Origin of the sequence: Pseudomonas sp. I8001 (assembly GCF_013385345.1) — a bacterium.
Taxonomy (GTDB): Bacteria; Pseudomonadota; Gammaproteobacteria; order Pseudomonadales; family Pseudomonadaceae; genus Aquipseudomonas.
The window spans coordinates 462,037-478,007 of record NZ_JACAQC010000007.1; the positions used below are offsets into that span (position 1 = coordinate 462,037).

Consider the following 15,971-nt stretch of genomic DNA (forward strand, 5'->3'; position numbering starts at 1 on the left):
CGGTGAGACAGCTTCGCCCGACCGCTGTATCCTGCGTCAAATTTTCCAAACAGGGATGCTCCCCATGACCGCCAGCGCCCGGCACGCCAATTCCTACTACGCCGCCAGCAGTTTCCCGCAGCCTGATTATCCGGTGCTGACAGGTGAAATCGTGGCCGATGTGTGCGTGGTCGGCGGCGGCTTTTCGGGGCTCAACACCGCTCTGGAACTGGCTGAACGGGGTTTCAGCGTGGTCCTGCTGGAAGCCCGCAAGATTGCCTGGGGCGCCAGCGGGCGCAATGGCGGGCAACTGATTCGTGGCGTCGGTCATGGCCTGGATCAGTTCACCAACGTCATCGGCACCGAGGGCGTGCGCCAGATGAAACTGATGGGCCTGGAAGCCGTGGAAATCGTACGGCAGCGGGTCGAACGTTCGCAGATCGCCTGCGACCTGACCTGGGGCTACTGCGACCTGGCCAACAAACCCCGCGACCTGGAACACCTGGCCGCCGACGCCGAAGAGCTGCAAGGCCTTGGCTATCGCCATGAAGTGCGCCTGCTGCAAGCCAGCGAGATGCGCAGTGTGATCGGCTCCAACCGCTATGTTGGCGGCATGATCGACATGGGCTCCGGCCACCTGCACTCGCTGAACCTGGCCCTCGGCGAGGCAGCCGCTGCACAGCAGTTGGGCGTCCAGTTGTTCGAGCATTCCGAGGCGGTGCGGATCGATTACGGCCCGGAGGTCAACGTTCACACCGCCCAGGGCAATGTGCGCGCCAAGACCCTGGTGCTGGGCTGCAATGCTTATTTGAACGGCCTCAACCCGCATCTGAGCGGCAAGGTGCTGCCCGCCGGCAGCTACATCATCGCCACCGAGCCCTTGAGCGAAGCCCAGGCAGCCGAGTTGCTGCCGCAAAACATGGCGGTGTGTGACCAGCGGGTGACGGTGGATTACTTCCGGCTATCCGCCGACCGACGCTTGCTGTTCGGCGGTGCCTGCCATTACTCCGGACGGGATCCGAAGGACATCGGTGCCTATATGCGTCCGAAAATGCTGCAGGTGTTTCCACAACTGGCCAACGTGAAAATCGACTACCAGTGGGGCGGGATGATCGGCATTGGCGCCAACCGCCTGCCGCAGATTGGCCGACTGGCCGACCAGCCCAATGTGTATTTCGCCCAGGCCTATGCCGGCCATGGCCTCAACGCCACCCACCTGGCAGGCAAACTGTTGGGCGAAGCCATCAGCGGCCAGCAAAGCGGGCGCTTTGATCTGTTTGCCAAGGTGCCGCACATCACTTTCCCGGGCGGCAAGCATTTGCGCTCGCCGCTGCTGGCGCTGGGAATGCTCTGGCACCGATTGAAAGAACTGGTCTGAATCAGCCGCGCCAGAAGGGCTTCAAGCCTTCCCGGCGCGCCTGCTCGGCACTCAAGCCCACGTCTCGCAGTTGCTCGGGGGTCAGCTCCAGCAAGGTTTTGCGCGTATGCATGCGGTGCCAGAACAACGCCCATGAACTGAGTGTGGGGGCCTTGGTACGCGCCGCCATGCGCCGCTCCTGCCCGGCTTCCAGTTCCTGACTGTGTAACGCCAACCGCACATCGCTCATACCGCTCATTTTCCTGCCCCTCATTAACGTGTTGCCATGAGTACGTAGGATGAGCCGGCGCGTAAAACCATGACAGATTCAACCACCCTGTATTAAATCCATACAGATACTGCCTATCGGCCGCTGAATCCTGTATTTTCGGCCTATCTGTACTGGTAACCGGGAAGCACCGCCATGACCCTATACGTCAACCTCGCCGAACTGTTGGGCACGCGCATCGAGCAGGGCTTCTATCGCCCGGGCGACAGATTGCCGTCAGTTCGGGCCTTGAGTGTGGAGCATGGGGTCAGCCTGAGCACCGTGCAGCAGGCCTACCGCGTACTGGAAGACAACGGCCTGGCGATGCCCAAACCCAAATCCGGCTACTTCGTACCGGTGGGCCGCGACTTGCCGGCATTGCCCGCCGTAGGCCGCCCGGCCCAGCGCCCGGTGGAAATTTCCCAGTGGGACCAAGTGCTGGAGCTGATCCGCGCGGTGCCACGCAAAGACGCCATACAGTTGGGCCGGGGCATGCCGGATGTATTGTCGCCGACCATGAAACCCCTGCTACGCAGCCTCGCCCGGATCAGTCGGCGCCAGGACATGCCGGGGCTGTATTACGACACTATCCACGGCAACCTGGACCTGCGTGAACAGATTGCCCGCCTGATGCTCGATTCAGGCTGCCAACTGACGCCCCAGGACCTGGTGATCACCACCGGCTGCCACGAGGCCCTGTCCGCCAGCATCCACGCCATTTGCGAGCCCGGCGACATCGTTGCCGTCGACTCGCCAAGCTTCCACGGCGCCATGCAAACCCTGAAGGGCCTGGGCATGAAAGCCCTGGAAATCCCCACCGACCCACTCACCGGTATCAGCCTGGAAGCGCTGGAACTGGCACTGGAACAATGGCCGATCAAAGTCATACAGTTGACCCCCAACTGCAACAACCCACTGGGCTACATCATGCCGGAGTCGCGCAAACGCGCACTGCTGACCCTGGCCCAGCGCTTTGACGTGGCGATCATCGAAGACGACGTGTATGGCGAACTGGCCTACAGCTACCCGCGGCCACGCACCATCAAGTCCTTCGACGAAGATGGCCGCGTCGTACTGTGCAGCTCTTTCTCGAAGACCCTCGCACCCGGCCTGCGGATTGGCTGGGTCGCACCCGGTCGCTATCTGGAGCGTGTGCTGCACATGAAATACATCAGCACCGGCTCCACCGCGACCCAGCCGCAGATCGCGATTGCCGAGTTTCTGAAAGGTGGGCATTTCGAGCCACATTTGCGGCGGATGCGCACGCAATACCAGCGCAATCGCGACCTGATGCTCGATTGGGTCAGCCGCTATTTCCCGGCGGGCACCCGCGCCAGCCGCCCCCAGGGCAGTTTCATGCTGTGGGTGGAACTGCCGGAAGGCTTCGATACCCTGAAACTCAACCGGCTGCTGGTGGATGAAGGTGTACAGATTGCAGTGGGAAGTATCTTTTCCGCCTCCGGCAAGTACAGGAACTGCCTGCGCATGAACTACGCTGCCAAACCAACGCCGCAGATTGAAGAGGCTGTACGCAAGGTCGGCGCGACCGCCATCCGGTTGCTGGCCGAAGCGATGGACTGACCTTTTACGGGAAATAGCCGTCATATGCCGACAATCGCCCTGATTCGGAACCCATGTCATTGATGACCCACCGGCTATTACCGTTTTTCCTGCTGGGCATCCTGGCCCTGGGCGGCTGCGCCACCATCGACGCGCCACGCACACCCAGCGAGGCGCTGCCGGCCAGCGAATCTTCCTTCGGCCGCTCGATCCAGGCCCAGGCCGCTCCCTACAAAGGCCGCTCCGGGTTCCGCCTGCTACCCAACAGCAGCGAAGCCTTCATGGCCCGCGCCGAACTGATCCGCAACGCCCAGACCAGCCTCGACTTGCAGTACTACATCGTCCACGACGGCATCAGCACCCGCATGCTCGTGGATGAACTGCTCAAGGCCGCCGACCGTGGCGTGCGCGTGCGCATCCTGCTGGACGACACCACCAGCGACGGCCTGGACCAGATCATCGCCACCCTCGCCGCCCACCCGCAGATCCAGATTCGCCTGTTCAACCCGCTGCACCTGGGCCGCAGCACCGGCGTGACGCGGGCCATGGCGCGGCTGTTCGACCTGTCGCTGCAACACCGGCGCATGCACAACAAGCTGTGGCTGGCAGACAACAGCGTGGCCATCGTCGGCGGGCGCAACCTGGGGGATGAGTATTTCGACGCCGAGCCCAACCTCAACTTCACCGATATCGACATGCTCAGCGTGGGCCCGGTGGCCGAGCAACTCGGCCACAGTTTCGATCAGTACTGGAACAGTGCCCTGAGCAAACCCATTGGTGACTTCGTCAGCAGCGCTTCCAAAGGCGACCTGGCCAGTGCCCGCGTACGCCTGGAAGATTCCCTTGCCGAGTCTCGCCAACAAAACCATGCCCTGTACAACCGCCTGCGCACCTACAAGACCCAGCCGCGCATGGACATCTGGCGTCGCGAGCTGATCTGGGCCTGGAACCAGGCGCTGTGGGATGCGCCGAGCAAGGTGCTGGCCAAGGCCGATCCGGATCCACGGCTGCTGCTGACCACCCAACTGGCGCCCGAGCTGGAAGGTGTCAGCCATGAGCTGATGATGATTTCGGCTTACTTCGTTCCAGGCCAGCCTGGCCTGGTATACCTGACCGGTCGCGCGGACGCCGGTGTATCGGTAAGCCTGCTGACCAATTCCCTGGAAGCCACCGACGTACCGGCCGTGCACGGCGGTTATGCGCCCTATCGCAAGGCGCTGCTGGAACACGGGGTGAAGCTATACGAGTTGCGTCGCCAGCCGGGAGACGGTGGCGGCAGCGGCCCTCATCTGTTCCGCAAAGGTACATTCCACGGTTCGGATTCCAGCCTGCACAGCAAGGCGATCATCTTTGATCGGGAGAAATCCTTCATCGGCTCATTCAACTTCGACCCGCGCTCGGTGCTGTGGAACACCGAAGTCGGGGTGCTGGTGGACAGTCCCGAACTGGCGGAACACGTGCGCAACCTGGCACTGGAGGGCATGGCGCCCCCGTTGAGCTATCAGGCGAAGCTGCAGGATGGCCAGGTGGTATGGGTGACCGAAGACAACGGCCAACTGCACACCCTGACCCGCGAACCCGGCAGTTGGTGGCGCCGGTTCAATGCCTGGTTTGCTACATCCGTCGGGCTGGAACGCATGCTTTAAGAACAGCGACGGGACCTATGGGAGCTGGCTTGCCTGCGATGGCGGAGTGTCAGTTTACGTATCCGGTGCTGACACTCCGCCATCGCGGGCAAGCCCGGCTCCCGCAGGTGATCGCATTTCAAGTTCAGGCGGGTTGTGCGGCGCCGAACGCACCTTGGCGCAGCAACAGGATCACCAACCCCAACGCCCCCGCCGCCATCAACAACGGCAACGCATGCCCGCTGATCCACTGGCTGCCGGCACCGGCCACCAGCGGGCCGATCAGGCAGCCAATGCCCCACAGCTGCGCGATATGCGCATTGGCGCGCACCAGTGCGTCGTCGCGGTAGCGCTCGCCAATCAGGATCAGCGACAGGGTGAATAACCCGCCGGCGCTGGCCCCGAACAGCACCCACACCGGCCAGATCATCAGCGTATCGAGCAACAGCGGAATCGCCAGGCTCGTCACCAGCAGCATCAGCGCGCAGCCGAGAAACAGCGTGCGCCGAGGCAGGTAGTCCGCCAGCGCGCCAATCGGCAGTTGCAGCAACGCATCACCGACCACCACCGTGCTGACCATCGCCAGAGCAATCTCGGCGGTGAAACCCTGTTGCAGGCAATACACCGGCAACAACGTAAGAATCATCGCCTCGAATGCGGCGAACAACGCCACCGCCCAGGCAATCGCCGGCAAGCCCTGGCAGAAGCGCAGCAGGTCGCCAAAGGTCACGCTGAAAGACTCGGCAGTGGGCGCACCGGTGCGGCCCAGCAGCAGGATCGGCGCGCACGTCAGCAGGCCGACACCCACCCAGAAGCCAATATCGTTGTCCGTACCCAGCGCGCCCAGCAGCAACGGGCCCGACAGCTGGCTCAAGGCATAGCTGCAGCCATACAGCGCCACCAGACGGCCGCGCCAGCGTTCGATCACCAGTTGGTTGATCCAGCTTTCGCCGAGGATAAACACGATGGTCAGGATCACCCCGATCATCAGCCGCAACACCAGCCATACCGGGTAGCTGGGCAATACCGCCAGCAAGCCGATGGAAATCGCCCCCGCCCACAGGCACAGGCGCATCAGGTTCGCCGTGCCCAGGCGCGAGGCCAGGCCGCTGGAGACCTTGGCACCCAGTAGCACACCGAAGGCCGGCATCGCCGCCATGACTCCGATGGCGAAGCTGCCATAGCCCCAGCTTTCCAGGCGCAGGGACACCAGCGGCATGCTCACGCCCAAGGCCAGGCCCACGCTCAAGACCGACGCCAACACGGCGAAATAGGTCGCCCAACGCATTTCCACGCTCCTGTGGATTACTTGGAGATCATACAAAACAGTGTGGGAGCGGGCTTGCTCGCGAATGCGGTGTACCAGTCAATACATCAGCGACTGTGATACCTCATTCGCGAGCAAGCCCGCTCCCACATTTTTTACAGCGGTGTTCCTGGAGGCTTACAACTTGATCCAGGTCGCCTTCAGCTCGGTGTACTTGTCGAACGCGTGCAGCGACTTGTCGCGGCCGTTACCCGACTGCTTGAAACCACCGAACGGTGCGGTCATGTCGCCGCCATCGTACTGGTTGACCCATACGCTGCCGGCACGCAGGGCCTTGGCAGTCAGGTGCGCCTTGGAGATGTTCGACGTCCACACCGCAGCGGCCAGGCCGTATTGGGTGTCGTTGGCGATCGCAATGGCTTCTTCCACGCTGTCGAAGGCAATCACCGACAGCACCGGGCCGAAGATTTCTTCCTGGGCGATCTTCATGGCGTTGGTCACGCCGTCGAAAATCGTCGGCTCGACATAGGTGCCACCGCTTTCCTGCAGCGTGCGCTTGCCGCCGGCCACCAGCTTGGCGCCATCGGCATGCCCGGCTTCGATGTACGACAGCACGGTGTTCATCTGCTGGGTATCCACCAGCGCACCGACCGTGGTGGCCGGGTCGAGCGGGTTGCCCGGCTTCCAGGCCTTGAGGGCCTCGATCACCAGCGGCAGGAATTTATCCTTGATCGAACGCTCCACCAGCAGGCGCGAACCGGCGGTGCACACTTCGCCCTGGTTGAAGGCGATGGCGCCAGCCGCGGATTCGGCGGCGGCTTGCAGGTCCGGGGCATCGGCAAACACGATGTTCGGGCTCTTGCCGCCAGCTTCCAGCCAGACGCGCTTCATGTTCGACTCGCCGGAGCGAATCAGCAGTTGCTTGGCGATCTTGGTGGAACCGGTGAACACCAGGGTGTCGACGTCCATGTGCAGCGCCAGGGCGTTGCCCACGGTGTGGCCATAACCCGGCAGCACGTTGAACACGCCTTTCGGGATGCCGGCTTCAACCGCGAGGGCAGCGATGCGGATGGCAGTCAGCGGTGATTTTTCAGATGGCTTGAGGATCACCGAGTTACCGGTGGACAACGCCGGCCCGAGTTTCCAGCAGGCCATCATCAGCGGGAAGTTCCACGGCACGATGGCCGCGACAACGCCGACGGGCTCACGGGTCACCAGGCCCAGCTGGTCGTGAGGGGTTGCTGCGACTTCATCGTAGATCTTGTCGATGGCCTCGCCGCTCCAGCTCAGCGCTTGCGCCGCGCCTGGGACGTCGATGTTCAGGGAGTCGCTGATCGGCTTGCCCATGTCCAGGGTTTCAAGCAGCGCCAGCTCTTCGGCGTTGGCCTTGAGCAGGCCGGCGAAACGGATCATGGTGGCTTTGCGCTTGGCTGGCGCCAGGCGCGACCAGGCACCGGAATTGAACGTGGCACGGGCGTTTTCTACGGCACGCTGGGCGTCGGCCACGTCACAGCTGGCAACGGTTGCCAGCAGGCGGCCATCGACTGGGCTCAGGCATTCGAACGTGTCGCCGGAAACGGCGGCGGTGTATTCGCCATTGATGTAGGCGCGGCCTTCGATCTTCAGATCCTTGGCGCGTTGTTCCCAGTCGGCACGGGTCAGGGTGGTCATGCGAGTGTCCTCCTCTTATTGAATACAAGGGCCGGGCGATGTGCCCAGGCACCTTCGAAGAATTCTTGCCCGGCCAGCCAGCTGTTCGGCTCAAGGCAGCTGCCACCCTAAACCAGCGGCGATGGATGTTTCAATATATTTGACATAACGGCAGCAAACGCCCTTGCGATGTTCATTTTAATAAACATAGACTTTGAGCTCTCCAACCGCAGGCCAGACGGGACACGCCCATGAACATCCAGAATATCGTCGACTTCAGCCAGGCCAGGACCGAGCCAGATCGCTACCGTCCGGCTGCGGAGAAAATCCTCAAGGGCGACCCGGAGCAAACCGTCTACAACCACTACAACAGTCCGTGCGGCCAGATGAGCGCCGGGGTCTGGGAAGGTGAAGTCGGACAGTGGAAGGTCAACTACACCGAGCATGAGTATTGCGAGATCGTGCAGGGTGTTTCGGTGTTGCGCGATGCCGACGGCAACGCCAAGACCTTGCGGGCCGGTGATCGCTTCGTCATTCCGGCCGGCTTCAGCGGCACCTGGGAAGTGCTGGAACCCTGCCGCAAGATCTACGTGGTGTTCGAAGAAAAGGCCTGATCATTTAACAGGCACAAAAAAAAGCCCGCATCGTGAGATACGGGCTTTTTTTCACAAGAAAGAAAACCAATTACTTGATTTTGCCTTCTTTGTAGATCACGTGCTTGCGAACGCGCGGGTCGAACATTTTCTTTTCGAGCTTGTCCGGGGTAGTACGCTTGTTCTTGTCGGTAGTGTAGAAGTGACCAGTACCGGCGCTAGAGATCATTCGAATCAATTCACGCATGATTTAGCTCCTTAGATTTTGCCGTCGCGGCGCAGTTCGGCCAGCACGACAGTGATGCCGCGCTTGTCGATAACACGCATGCCTTTGGCAGATACGCGCAGACGAACAAAACGTTTCTCTTCTTCAACCCAAAAGCGGTGATGCTGCAGGTTTGGCAGGAAACGACGACGGGTTTTGTTGTTTGCGTGGGAAATGTTATTCCCAGTCACCGGACCCTTACCGGTAACTTGACAGACTCTCGACATGCCTCAGCCCTCTAAAACCACATGCCCAACCCGGCATGGGTTGGCCGCTTAATCTCTCAGTCATTTGGCGCCAGGCGCCGCGTTTCTTTAGGGTCTTACCGGCTACACCTACTAGCGAAGGAACCGGGCCCCTAGAAAAGAGCGCTGCTTTATACCAGAAAGACCCCAGTGCAACAACAGGCCGTGTACTTTTATACGCGTAAATCCAGGCCATGGACGCCTGAACCGTTGCCAGGGTGGGCCGCTATAGAAGCTAACCGCTCGTCGCACAGAATGATTTACAGCGCCCGCGCGCACTGCAAAGTGCTCGGCAAAACGACCTGAGGCGCCATCAAAACAGTATTTGCGGCAAAAGCACAGGCAAAAATGGGCTAGTCATTTGTCAATCAGCCCACTACGGTAGGACTTTTCCAGACTGCACTCGCAGATGGGCCTTCGATCTGCAAAGGAAACCGAATATGCGCCTCGCTGCCCTACCGCTATTGCTAGCCCCTCTTTTTATTGCTGCACACGCCCAGGCGGCCACTACCCTGAGCGTCTGCACCGAAGCCAGCCCCGAAGGCTTCGACGTGGTGCAATACAACTCGCTGACCACCACCAACGCCTCGGCAGACGTATTGATGAACCGCCTGGTGGACTTCGACGCCACCAGCGGCAAGCTGGTCCCGAGCCTCGCGGACAGCTGGGAAGTGTCGCCGGACGGCCTCACCTACACCTTCAAGCTGCACCCGGACGTTAAATTCCACCGTACCGACTACTTCACGCCAAGCCGCAGCCTGACCGCCGAAGACGTGCGCTTCAGCTTCGAGCGCATGCTCGACCCGGCCAACCCCTGGCACAAGATCGCCCAGAGCGGCTTCCCCCACGCCCAGTCGCTGCAGTTGCCCACGCTGATCAAGAAGATCGACGCCCTCGACCCGCTGACCGTGCGCTTCACCCTGGACCACGCCGATTCGACCTTCCTCGCCGCCTTGAGCATGGGCTTTGCCTCGATCTACCCGGCGGAATATGCCGACAAACTGCTCAAGGCCGGCACCCCGGAGAAGCTCAACAGCCAGCCTATCGGCACCGGGCCGTTCATTTTCGGGCGCTTCCAGAAGGACGCGACGATTCGCTACAAGGCCAACCCGGATTACTTCGCCGGCAAGCCTGCGGTAGATAACCTGATCTTTGCGATCACCCCGGACGCCAACGTGCGCCTGCAGAGACTGCGTCGCGACGAGTGCCAGATCGCCTTGTCGCCCAAGCCCCTGGATATTGATGCCGCCCAGAAAGACGCCGACCTGAAGATCGAGAAAACCGCGGCCTTCATGACCGCGTTTGTCGCCATCAACAGCCAGCATCCGCCACTGGACAAGCCGGAAGTTCGCCAGGCGATCAACCTGGCCTTCGACAAGGCCAGCTATCTGAAGGCCGTATTCGAAGGCACCGCCGAAGCCGCCAACGGCCCTTACCCACCCAATACCTGGAGCTATGCCAAGGACCTGCCGGGCTATCCGCAGGACATTGCCAAGGCCAAGCAACTGCTGGATCGCGCCGGGCTCAAGGATGGCTTCAAGACCACGATCTGGACCCGGCCGTCGGGCAGCCTGCTGAACCCCAACCCCAGCCTGGGCGCACAACTGCTGCAGGCGGACCTGGCCAAGGTCGGCATCCAGGCTGAAATCCGTGTGATCGAGTGGGGCGAACTGATCCGCCGCGCCAAGGCCGGCGAGCACGACTTGCTGTTCATGGGCTGGGCCGGTGACAACGGCGACCCGGATAACTTCCTGACGCCGCAGTTCTCCTGCGCGGCCGTGAAGTCCGGCACCAACTTCGCCCGCTACTGCGACCCGGCGCTGGACAAGCTGATCAGCGCCGGCAAGACCACCAGCGAACAAGGCGTGCGCAGCAAGCTGTACCAGCAGGCCCAGGCGCAGATCCAGCAACAGGCGCTCTGGCTGCCACTGGCGCACCCGACCGCGTTTGCGCTGACCCGCAAGAATGTCGAGGGGTATCAGGTGAGCCCGTTCGGGCGCCAGGATTACTCCAAGGTCAGCGTCAAGCCCTGACCCCTGCCAGGGGCTGGCATGCCAGCCCCTACATCCACCCAAATTCCGCCATCGACAGCGGGTCACCCTCCCCCACAATGATGTGGTCCAGCACACGCACGTCCACCATCTCCAGCGCCTTTTGCAGCACCTTGGTCAATTTTCGATCAGCGATGCTGGGCTCGGGGCTGCCGGAAGGATGGTTGTGGCACAGGATCAGCGCCGCGGCGTTGTAGTCCAGCGCGCGCTTCACCACTTGTCGCGGGTAGACGATGGCGTTGTCGATGGTGCCTTGAAACAGCTTTTCGAAGCCCAGCACTCGATGCTTGGCGTCGAGAAACAGGCAGCCGAATATCTCGTGAGGCTCGTGGCGCAGCAGTGCCTTGAGGTAGTCGCGCACGGCCTCCGGGCTTTCCAGCACCGAATCGTTGCGCAGGCGTTCAGCCAAATGGCGGCGCGCCATCTCCAGTACGGCTTGAAGCTGGGCGAACTTCGCCGGCCCCAACCCCAAATGCTGGCTGAACACCGGCTGCCTCGCCTCCATCAGCGCCCGAAGGCTGCCAAATTGCGCCAGCAGATGGCGCGCCAGGTCCACGGCACTTTTGCCTGACACCCCGGTGCGCAGGAAAATCGCCAGCAATTCCGCGTCGGAAAGGTTCTCCGCTCCCAGCTCCAACAGCTTCTCCCGCGGACGCTCTGCCGCAGGCCAATCGCGAATACTCATGGCACCTCCGTGTGCATGTGCGCCGCTGTTGCATGGCGGACGCTGTGGTATCTTAGGCCATCTTTTTGCGTGCGATTTCACCTGGGGAGGGGGCATCGCAACGCCATCACTGAACTGGAAAGGCAAGCCAATGCAGCGTCTGTATCGGAAACGCATCGTTCTCGGCGTCGGCGGCGGCATTGCCGCCTACAAGAGCGCAGAGCTGGTTCGCAGGCTTCTCGACCAAGGCGCCGAAGTGCGCGTGGTCATGACCCGTGGCGGCAGTGAATTCATCACCCCGTTGACCATGCAGGCCTTGTCCGGCCACCCGGTTCACCTCGACCTGCTGGACCCTGCGGCCGAAGCCGCCATGGGCCACATCGAGCTGGCCAAGTGGGCCGACCTGGTGCTGATCGCCCCGGCCACCGCCGACCTGATCGCCCGCCTGGCCCAAGGCATTGCCGACGACCTGCTGACCACCCTGGTACTGGCCACCGACGCCACCGTCGCGATCGCCCCGGCCATGAACCAGGCCATGTGGCGCGACCCGGCCACCCAGGCCAACACCCAACTCCTGCAAAGCCGCGGCCTCAAGGTTTTCGGCCCGGCCTCCGGCAGCCAGGCCTGCGGCGACGTGGGCATGGGCCGCATGCTCGAAGCCACCGACCTGGCCCACTGCGCCGCCGACTGCTTCCAGCACCTGGCCCTGACCGGCAAGCACGTGCTGATCACCGCCGGCCCGACCCAGGAAAACATCGACCCGGTGCGCTACATCACCAACCATAGCTCAGGAAAAATGGGCTTTGCCCTGGCGGAAGCGGCGGTCGAGGCAGGCGCCCGTGTGACGTTGATCACCGGCCCGGTGCATCTGCCGACCCCGGATCGCGTCACCCGAATCGACGTAGTCAGCGCCCGCGACATGCTGGCGGCCTGTGAAGCGGCGATTCCCTGCGACCTGTTCATCGCTTCGGCTGCGGTAGCGGACTACCGCCCCGAGGTGGTTGCGCCGCAGAAACTCAAGAAAGACCCTACAAGCGGCGACGGCCTGCTCCTGCAAATGGTCCGTAACCCGGACATCCTGGCGACCATCGCCACCCGTGAGGACCGCCCGTTCAGCGTCGGTTTTGCCGCCGAAACCGAGCATTTGCTGGACTATGCCGCACGCAAATTGAAAGACAAAAACCTCGACCTGATTGTCGCCAACGATGTCGCCAACCCGAGCATCGGCTTCAACAGCGAGGAAAATGCCATCAGCGTGATCGACCGCGAGTTGCACGCTACCGTTTTCGCCCAGACCAGCAAGGGCAAGATTGCCCGCCAACTGATCTCTTTTATCGCCCAACGGCTGAACCAGGTTTAATTTCCATGCACGCTTTGCAAGCCAAGATCCTCGACCCCCGCATCGGCAACGAATTCCCGCTGCCGGCCTACGCCACACCAGGCTCCGCCGGCCTCGACCTGCGCGCCATGCTCAAGCAGGACACCGTGCTTGAGCCAGGCCAGACCATTCTGATTCCGACCGGCCTGTCGATCTACGTGGGCGACCCGGGCCTGGCGGCGCTGATCCTGCCGCGCTCCGGCCTGGGCCACAAACACGGCATCGTCCTCGGCAACCTGGTGGGGCTGATCGACTCGGACTACCAGGGCGAGTTGATGGTGTCCTGCTGGAACCGTGGCCAGACCGCGTTCAATATCGCCGTCGGCGAGCGCATTGCCCAACTCGTACTGGTACCGGTGGTGCAGGCGCACTTCGAGCTGGTCGAAGAGTTCGACGAAACACAACGCGGCGCAGGTGGCTTCGGGCATTCCGGCAGCCACTGACTAAGCTGAATTGACTTAGCCGAACAAGCCGGGTGCCTCACCCGGCCTGATGCCAACGCATGGCCTTTCAGGATGAAGAATGCGCGGAACTTACCAGCAAGGTTTCCCCAGTGAAATCAGGGCATTAAGGGGGCAAAAGGGCGGAGCTTCGGCGCCGATGGCACTTTTGCACCACGAACTCTATGCCAAAAACGCCGTCTTACCCTTCAGTTTGAGCCTGCCGGTCAGCACCCTTGAGGCCAGCCCAGCCCCTTATCGATGGAGTTCCCCCCCGCAATGAGCAACCCAGCCCGAGTCGCCCCGACATTTCCCGACAGCATTTTCCGCGCCTATGACATTCGTGGCGTGGTCCCCAAGACCCTGACCGCCGAGACCGCCTACTGGATCGGCCGCGCCATTGGCTCCCAGAGCCTGGCACAGGGCGAGCCCAACGTTTCCGTAGGCCGTGATGGCCGCCTGTCCGGCCCCGAGCTGGTCGAGCAACTGATCCAGGGCCTGGCCGACAGCGGTTGCCACGTCAGCGACGTGGGCCTGGTGCCGACGCCTGCGCTGTACTACGCAGCCAACGTACTGGCCGGCAAGTCGGGCGTGATGCTCACCGGCAGCCATAACCCGTCGGACTACAACGGCTTCAAGATCGTCATCGCTGGCGATACCCTCGCCAACGAACAGATCCAGGCCCTGCACACCCGCCTGAAGACCAACGACCTGACCAGCGGCGAAGGCAGCGTCACCAAAGTCGACATCCTGCAGCGCTACTCTGACCAAATCACCGGCGACGTCAAACTCGCGCGCCGCCTCAAAGTGGTGGTGGACTGCGGCAATGGCGCGGCCGGAGTGATCGCCCCGCAACTGCTCGAGGCCCTGAACTGCGAAGTGATCCCACTGTTCTGTGACGTAGACGGCAACTTCCCGAACCATCACCCGGATCCAGGCAAGCCCGAGAACCTGGTGGACCTGATCGCCAAGGTCAAGGAGACCGGGGCTGACGTCGGCCTGGCCTTCGACGGTGACGGCGACCGCGTTGGCGTGGTGACGGACACCGGCGAAAACGTGTTTGCGGACCGCCTGCTGATGCTGTTTGCCCGTGACGTGGTTGCGCGCAACCCAGGTGCCGAAATTATCTTCGACGTGAAGTGCACCCGCCGCCTCACACCGCTGATCAAGGAATACGGCGGTCGCCCGCTAATGTGGAAGACTGGCCACTCGTTGATCAAAAAGAAAATGAAAGAAACCGGCGCGCTGTTGGCCGGCGAAATGAGCGGCCATGTGTTCTTCAAGGAGCGCTGGTTCGGCTTTGACGACGGCATTTACAGCGCCGCTCGTCTGCTGGAGATCCTCAGCAAGGAAAAATCGACCGCGCAGGAGCTGTTCCAGACCTTCCCGAATGATATTTCTACGCCAGAGATCAATATCCATGTGACCGAGGAGAGCAAATTCAGCATCATTGACGCACTGCACGATGCGCAATGGGGCGAAGGCGCCGACCTGACCAGCATTGATGGTGTGCGAGTCGATTACGCCAAAGGCTGGGGCCTGGTTCGCGCATCCAACACCACACCGGTGCTGGTGCTGCGTTTCGAGGCGGATACCGAGGCTGAGTTGCAGCGCATCAAGGACGTGTTCCACGCCCAGTTGAAACGTGTTGCCCCTGATCTCCAATTACCGTTCTGATTTTTTACCGGAGCCCTGAATGACCCTCGAACGCGAAGCCGCCGCCAATACCGCCAAGGTCCTTTCCGAAGCGTTGCCTTACATTCGACGCTACGTCGGCAAGACGCTGGTGATCAAGTACGGCGGCAATGCCATGGAAAGCGACGAGCTGAAAACCGGCTTTGCCCGCGACATCGTGTTGATGAAAGCCGTCGGGATCAACCCGGTGGTGGTACACGGTGGCGGCCCGCAAATCGGTGACCTGCTCAAGCGCCTGTCCATCGAGAGTCACTTCATCGACGGCATGCGTGTAACCGACGCCCAGACCATGGACGTGGTGGAGATGGTCCTGGGCGGCCAGGTGAACAAAGACATCGTCAACCTGATCAACCGCCATGGCGGCAGCGCCATCGGCCTGACCGGCAAGGACGCCGAACTGATCCGGGCGAAGAAGCTCACCGTGACCCGCAAGACCCCGGAGATGACCCAGCCGGAAATCATCGACATCGGCCAGGTGGGCGAAGTGATCGGCATCAACACCGACCTGCTGAACCTGCTGGTGAAAGGCGATTTCATTCCGGTGATCGCGCCGATCGGTGTCGGTGCCAACGGTGAGTCCTACAACATCAACGCCGACCTCGTGGCCGGCAAGGTGGCCGAGGCGCTGAAGGCCGAGAAGCTGATGCTGCTCACCAACATCGCCGGCTTGATGGACAAGGAAGGCAAGGTCTTGACCGGCCTGACGACCCAGCAAGTGGACGACCTGATCGCCGACGGCACCATCTACGGCGGCATGCTGCCGAAGATCCGCTGCGCGCTGGAAGCGGTGCAAGGCGGCGTTGGCAGCTCGTTGATCCTGGATGGCCGGGTGCCGAATGCGATCCTGCTGGAAATCTTCACCGATACCGGTGTGGGTACCCTGATCAGCAACCGCAAGCGCCCCTAAGCGCTGGTAAACAAAAAGGCCCCGTTC

Annotated in this window: 14 protein-coding genes and 1 pseudogene; 9 read left to right on the forward strand and 6 right to left on the reverse strand. The window is 61.9% G+C overall.

Going from position 1 to position 15,971, the window contains the following annotated elements; all coding sequences use genetic code 11:
• Nucleotides 1–64 precede the first annotated feature (64 nt).
• A complete protein-coding gene (locus tag HX839_RS06705) occupies nucleotides 65–1,357 on the forward strand; it encodes an FAD-binding oxidoreductase (RefSeq protein WP_177066879.1) in 1,293 nt (430 codons plus the stop codon).
• A gap of 1 nt (nucleotide 1,358) precedes the next feature.
• On the opposite strand, the gene HX839_RS06710 is transcribed toward HX839_RS06705, so the two are convergent.
• Nucleotides 1,359–1,595 carry a DUF1127 domain-containing protein gene (locus HX839_RS06710; RefSeq protein WP_023659297.1) on the reverse strand — a complete coding sequence of 79 codons (237 nt, stop codon included), beginning with the start codon at nucleotides 1,593–1,595 and terminating at the stop codon, nucleotides 1,359–1,361.
• A gap of 165 nt (nucleotides 1,596–1,760) precedes the next feature.
• Here HX839_RS06710 and HX839_RS06715 point away from each other — a divergent pair, with 165 nt between their 5' ends.
• Together HX839_RS06715 and HX839_RS06720 are read left to right on the forward strand one after the other, a co-directional pair.
• Nucleotides 1,761–3,185, forward strand: a complete 1,425-nt coding sequence (locus tag HX839_RS06715; RefSeq protein ID WP_008439421.1) for a PLP-dependent aminotransferase family protein — start codon at nucleotides 1,761–1,763, stop codon at nucleotides 3,183–3,185.
• Nucleotides 3,186–3,247: 62 nt separating this feature from the next.
• The gene (locus HX839_RS06720; RefSeq protein WP_003208738.1) at nucleotides 3,248–4,810 is read left to right on the forward strand and encodes a phospholipase D family protein; all 1,563 of its coding nucleotides are present in this window, start codon (nucleotides 3,248–3,250) and stop codon (nucleotides 4,808–4,810) included.
• 124 nt (nucleotides 4,811–4,934) lie between these two features.
• On the opposite strand, the gene HX839_RS06725 is transcribed toward HX839_RS06720, so the two are convergent.
• Nucleotides 4,935–6,077, reverse strand: coding sequence for an MFS transporter (locus tag HX839_RS06725; RefSeq protein WP_087693708.1), 1,143 nt, complete (start codon nucleotides 6,075–6,077; stop codon nucleotides 4,935–4,937).
• A gap of 156 nt (nucleotides 6,078–6,233) precedes the next feature.
• Nucleotides 6,234–7,727 carry an aldehyde dehydrogenase gene (locus tag HX839_RS06730; protein WP_003213259.1) on the reverse strand — a complete coding sequence of 498 codons (1,494 nt, stop codon included), beginning with the start codon at nucleotides 7,725–7,727 and terminating at the stop codon, nucleotides 6,234–6,236.
• Between the two features lie 230 nt (nucleotides 7,728–7,957).
• Between HX839_RS06730 and HX839_RS06735 the strand changes: the two genes are divergently transcribed.
• On the forward strand, nucleotides 7,958–8,320 hold the full coding sequence (locus HX839_RS06735; protein ID WP_003213261.1) for a cupin domain-containing protein: 363 nt from the start codon (nucleotides 7,958–7,960) through the stop codon (nucleotides 8,318–8,320).
• Between the two features lie 70 nt (nucleotides 8,321–8,390).
• Here HX839_RS06735 and rpmG read toward each other — a convergent pair whose 3' ends face one another.
• A complete protein-coding gene (rpmG, locus tag HX839_RS06740; RefSeq protein WP_003176906.1) occupies nucleotides 8,391–8,546 on the reverse strand; it encodes a 50S ribosomal protein L33 in 156 nt (51 codons plus the stop codon).
• A gap of 11 nt (nucleotides 8,547–8,557) precedes the next feature.
• Nucleotides 8,558–8,791, reverse strand: a complete 234-nt coding sequence (gene rpmB, locus HX839_RS06745) for a 50S ribosomal protein L28 (protein WP_003213263.1) — start codon at nucleotides 8,789–8,791, stop codon at nucleotides 8,558–8,560.
• A gap of 458 nt (nucleotides 8,792–9,249) precedes the next feature.
• Here rpmB and HX839_RS06750 point away from each other — a divergent pair, with 458 nt between their 5' ends.
• On the forward strand, nucleotides 9,250–10,842 hold the full coding sequence (locus HX839_RS06750) for an ABC transporter substrate-binding protein (protein WP_008439424.1): 1,593 nt from the start codon (nucleotides 9,250–9,252) through the stop codon (nucleotides 10,840–10,842).
• Between the two features lie 28 nt (nucleotides 10,843–10,870).
• On the opposite strand, the gene radC is transcribed toward HX839_RS06750, so the two are convergent.
• Nucleotides 10,871–11,545, reverse strand: a complete 675-nt coding sequence (gene radC, locus HX839_RS06755; RefSeq protein ID WP_087693709.1) for a DNA repair protein RadC — start codon at nucleotides 11,543–11,545, stop codon at nucleotides 10,871–10,873.
• Nucleotides 11,546–11,675: 130 nt separating this feature from the next.
• Between radC and coaBC the strand changes: the two genes are divergently transcribed.
• The 4 genes and pseudogenes from coaBC to argB all read left to right on the forward strand — a co-directional run bounded on the left by coaBC (nucleotide 11,676) and on the right by argB (nucleotide 15,944).
• The gene (gene coaBC / locus HX839_RS06760; protein WP_008439425.1) at nucleotides 11,676–12,884 is read left to right on the forward strand and encodes a bifunctional phosphopantothenoylcysteine decarboxylase/phosphopantothenate--cysteine ligase CoaBC; all 1,209 of its coding nucleotides are present in this window, start codon (nucleotides 11,676–11,678) and stop codon (nucleotides 12,882–12,884) included.
• Nucleotides 12,885–12,889: 5 nt separating this feature from the next.
• Nucleotides 12,890–13,345 (forward strand): dUTP diphosphatase, encoded by a 456-nt coding sequence (dut, locus tag HX839_RS06765; protein ID WP_003213270.1) that lies wholly within the window; start codon nucleotides 12,890–12,892, stop codon nucleotides 13,343–13,345.
• A 252-nt stretch (nucleotides 13,346–13,597) separates the two neighbouring features.
• Nucleotides 13,598–15,019: pseudogene (locus HX839_RS06770) on the forward strand (phosphomannomutase/phosphoglucomutase); the annotation flags it as partial.
• A gap of 19 nt (nucleotides 15,020–15,038) precedes the next feature.
• Nucleotides 15,039–15,944, forward strand: coding sequence for an acetylglutamate kinase (gene argB, locus HX839_RS06775; protein WP_003213275.1), 906 nt, complete (start codon nucleotides 15,039–15,041; stop codon nucleotides 15,942–15,944).
• Nucleotides 15,945–15,971: the final 27 nt, after the last annotated feature.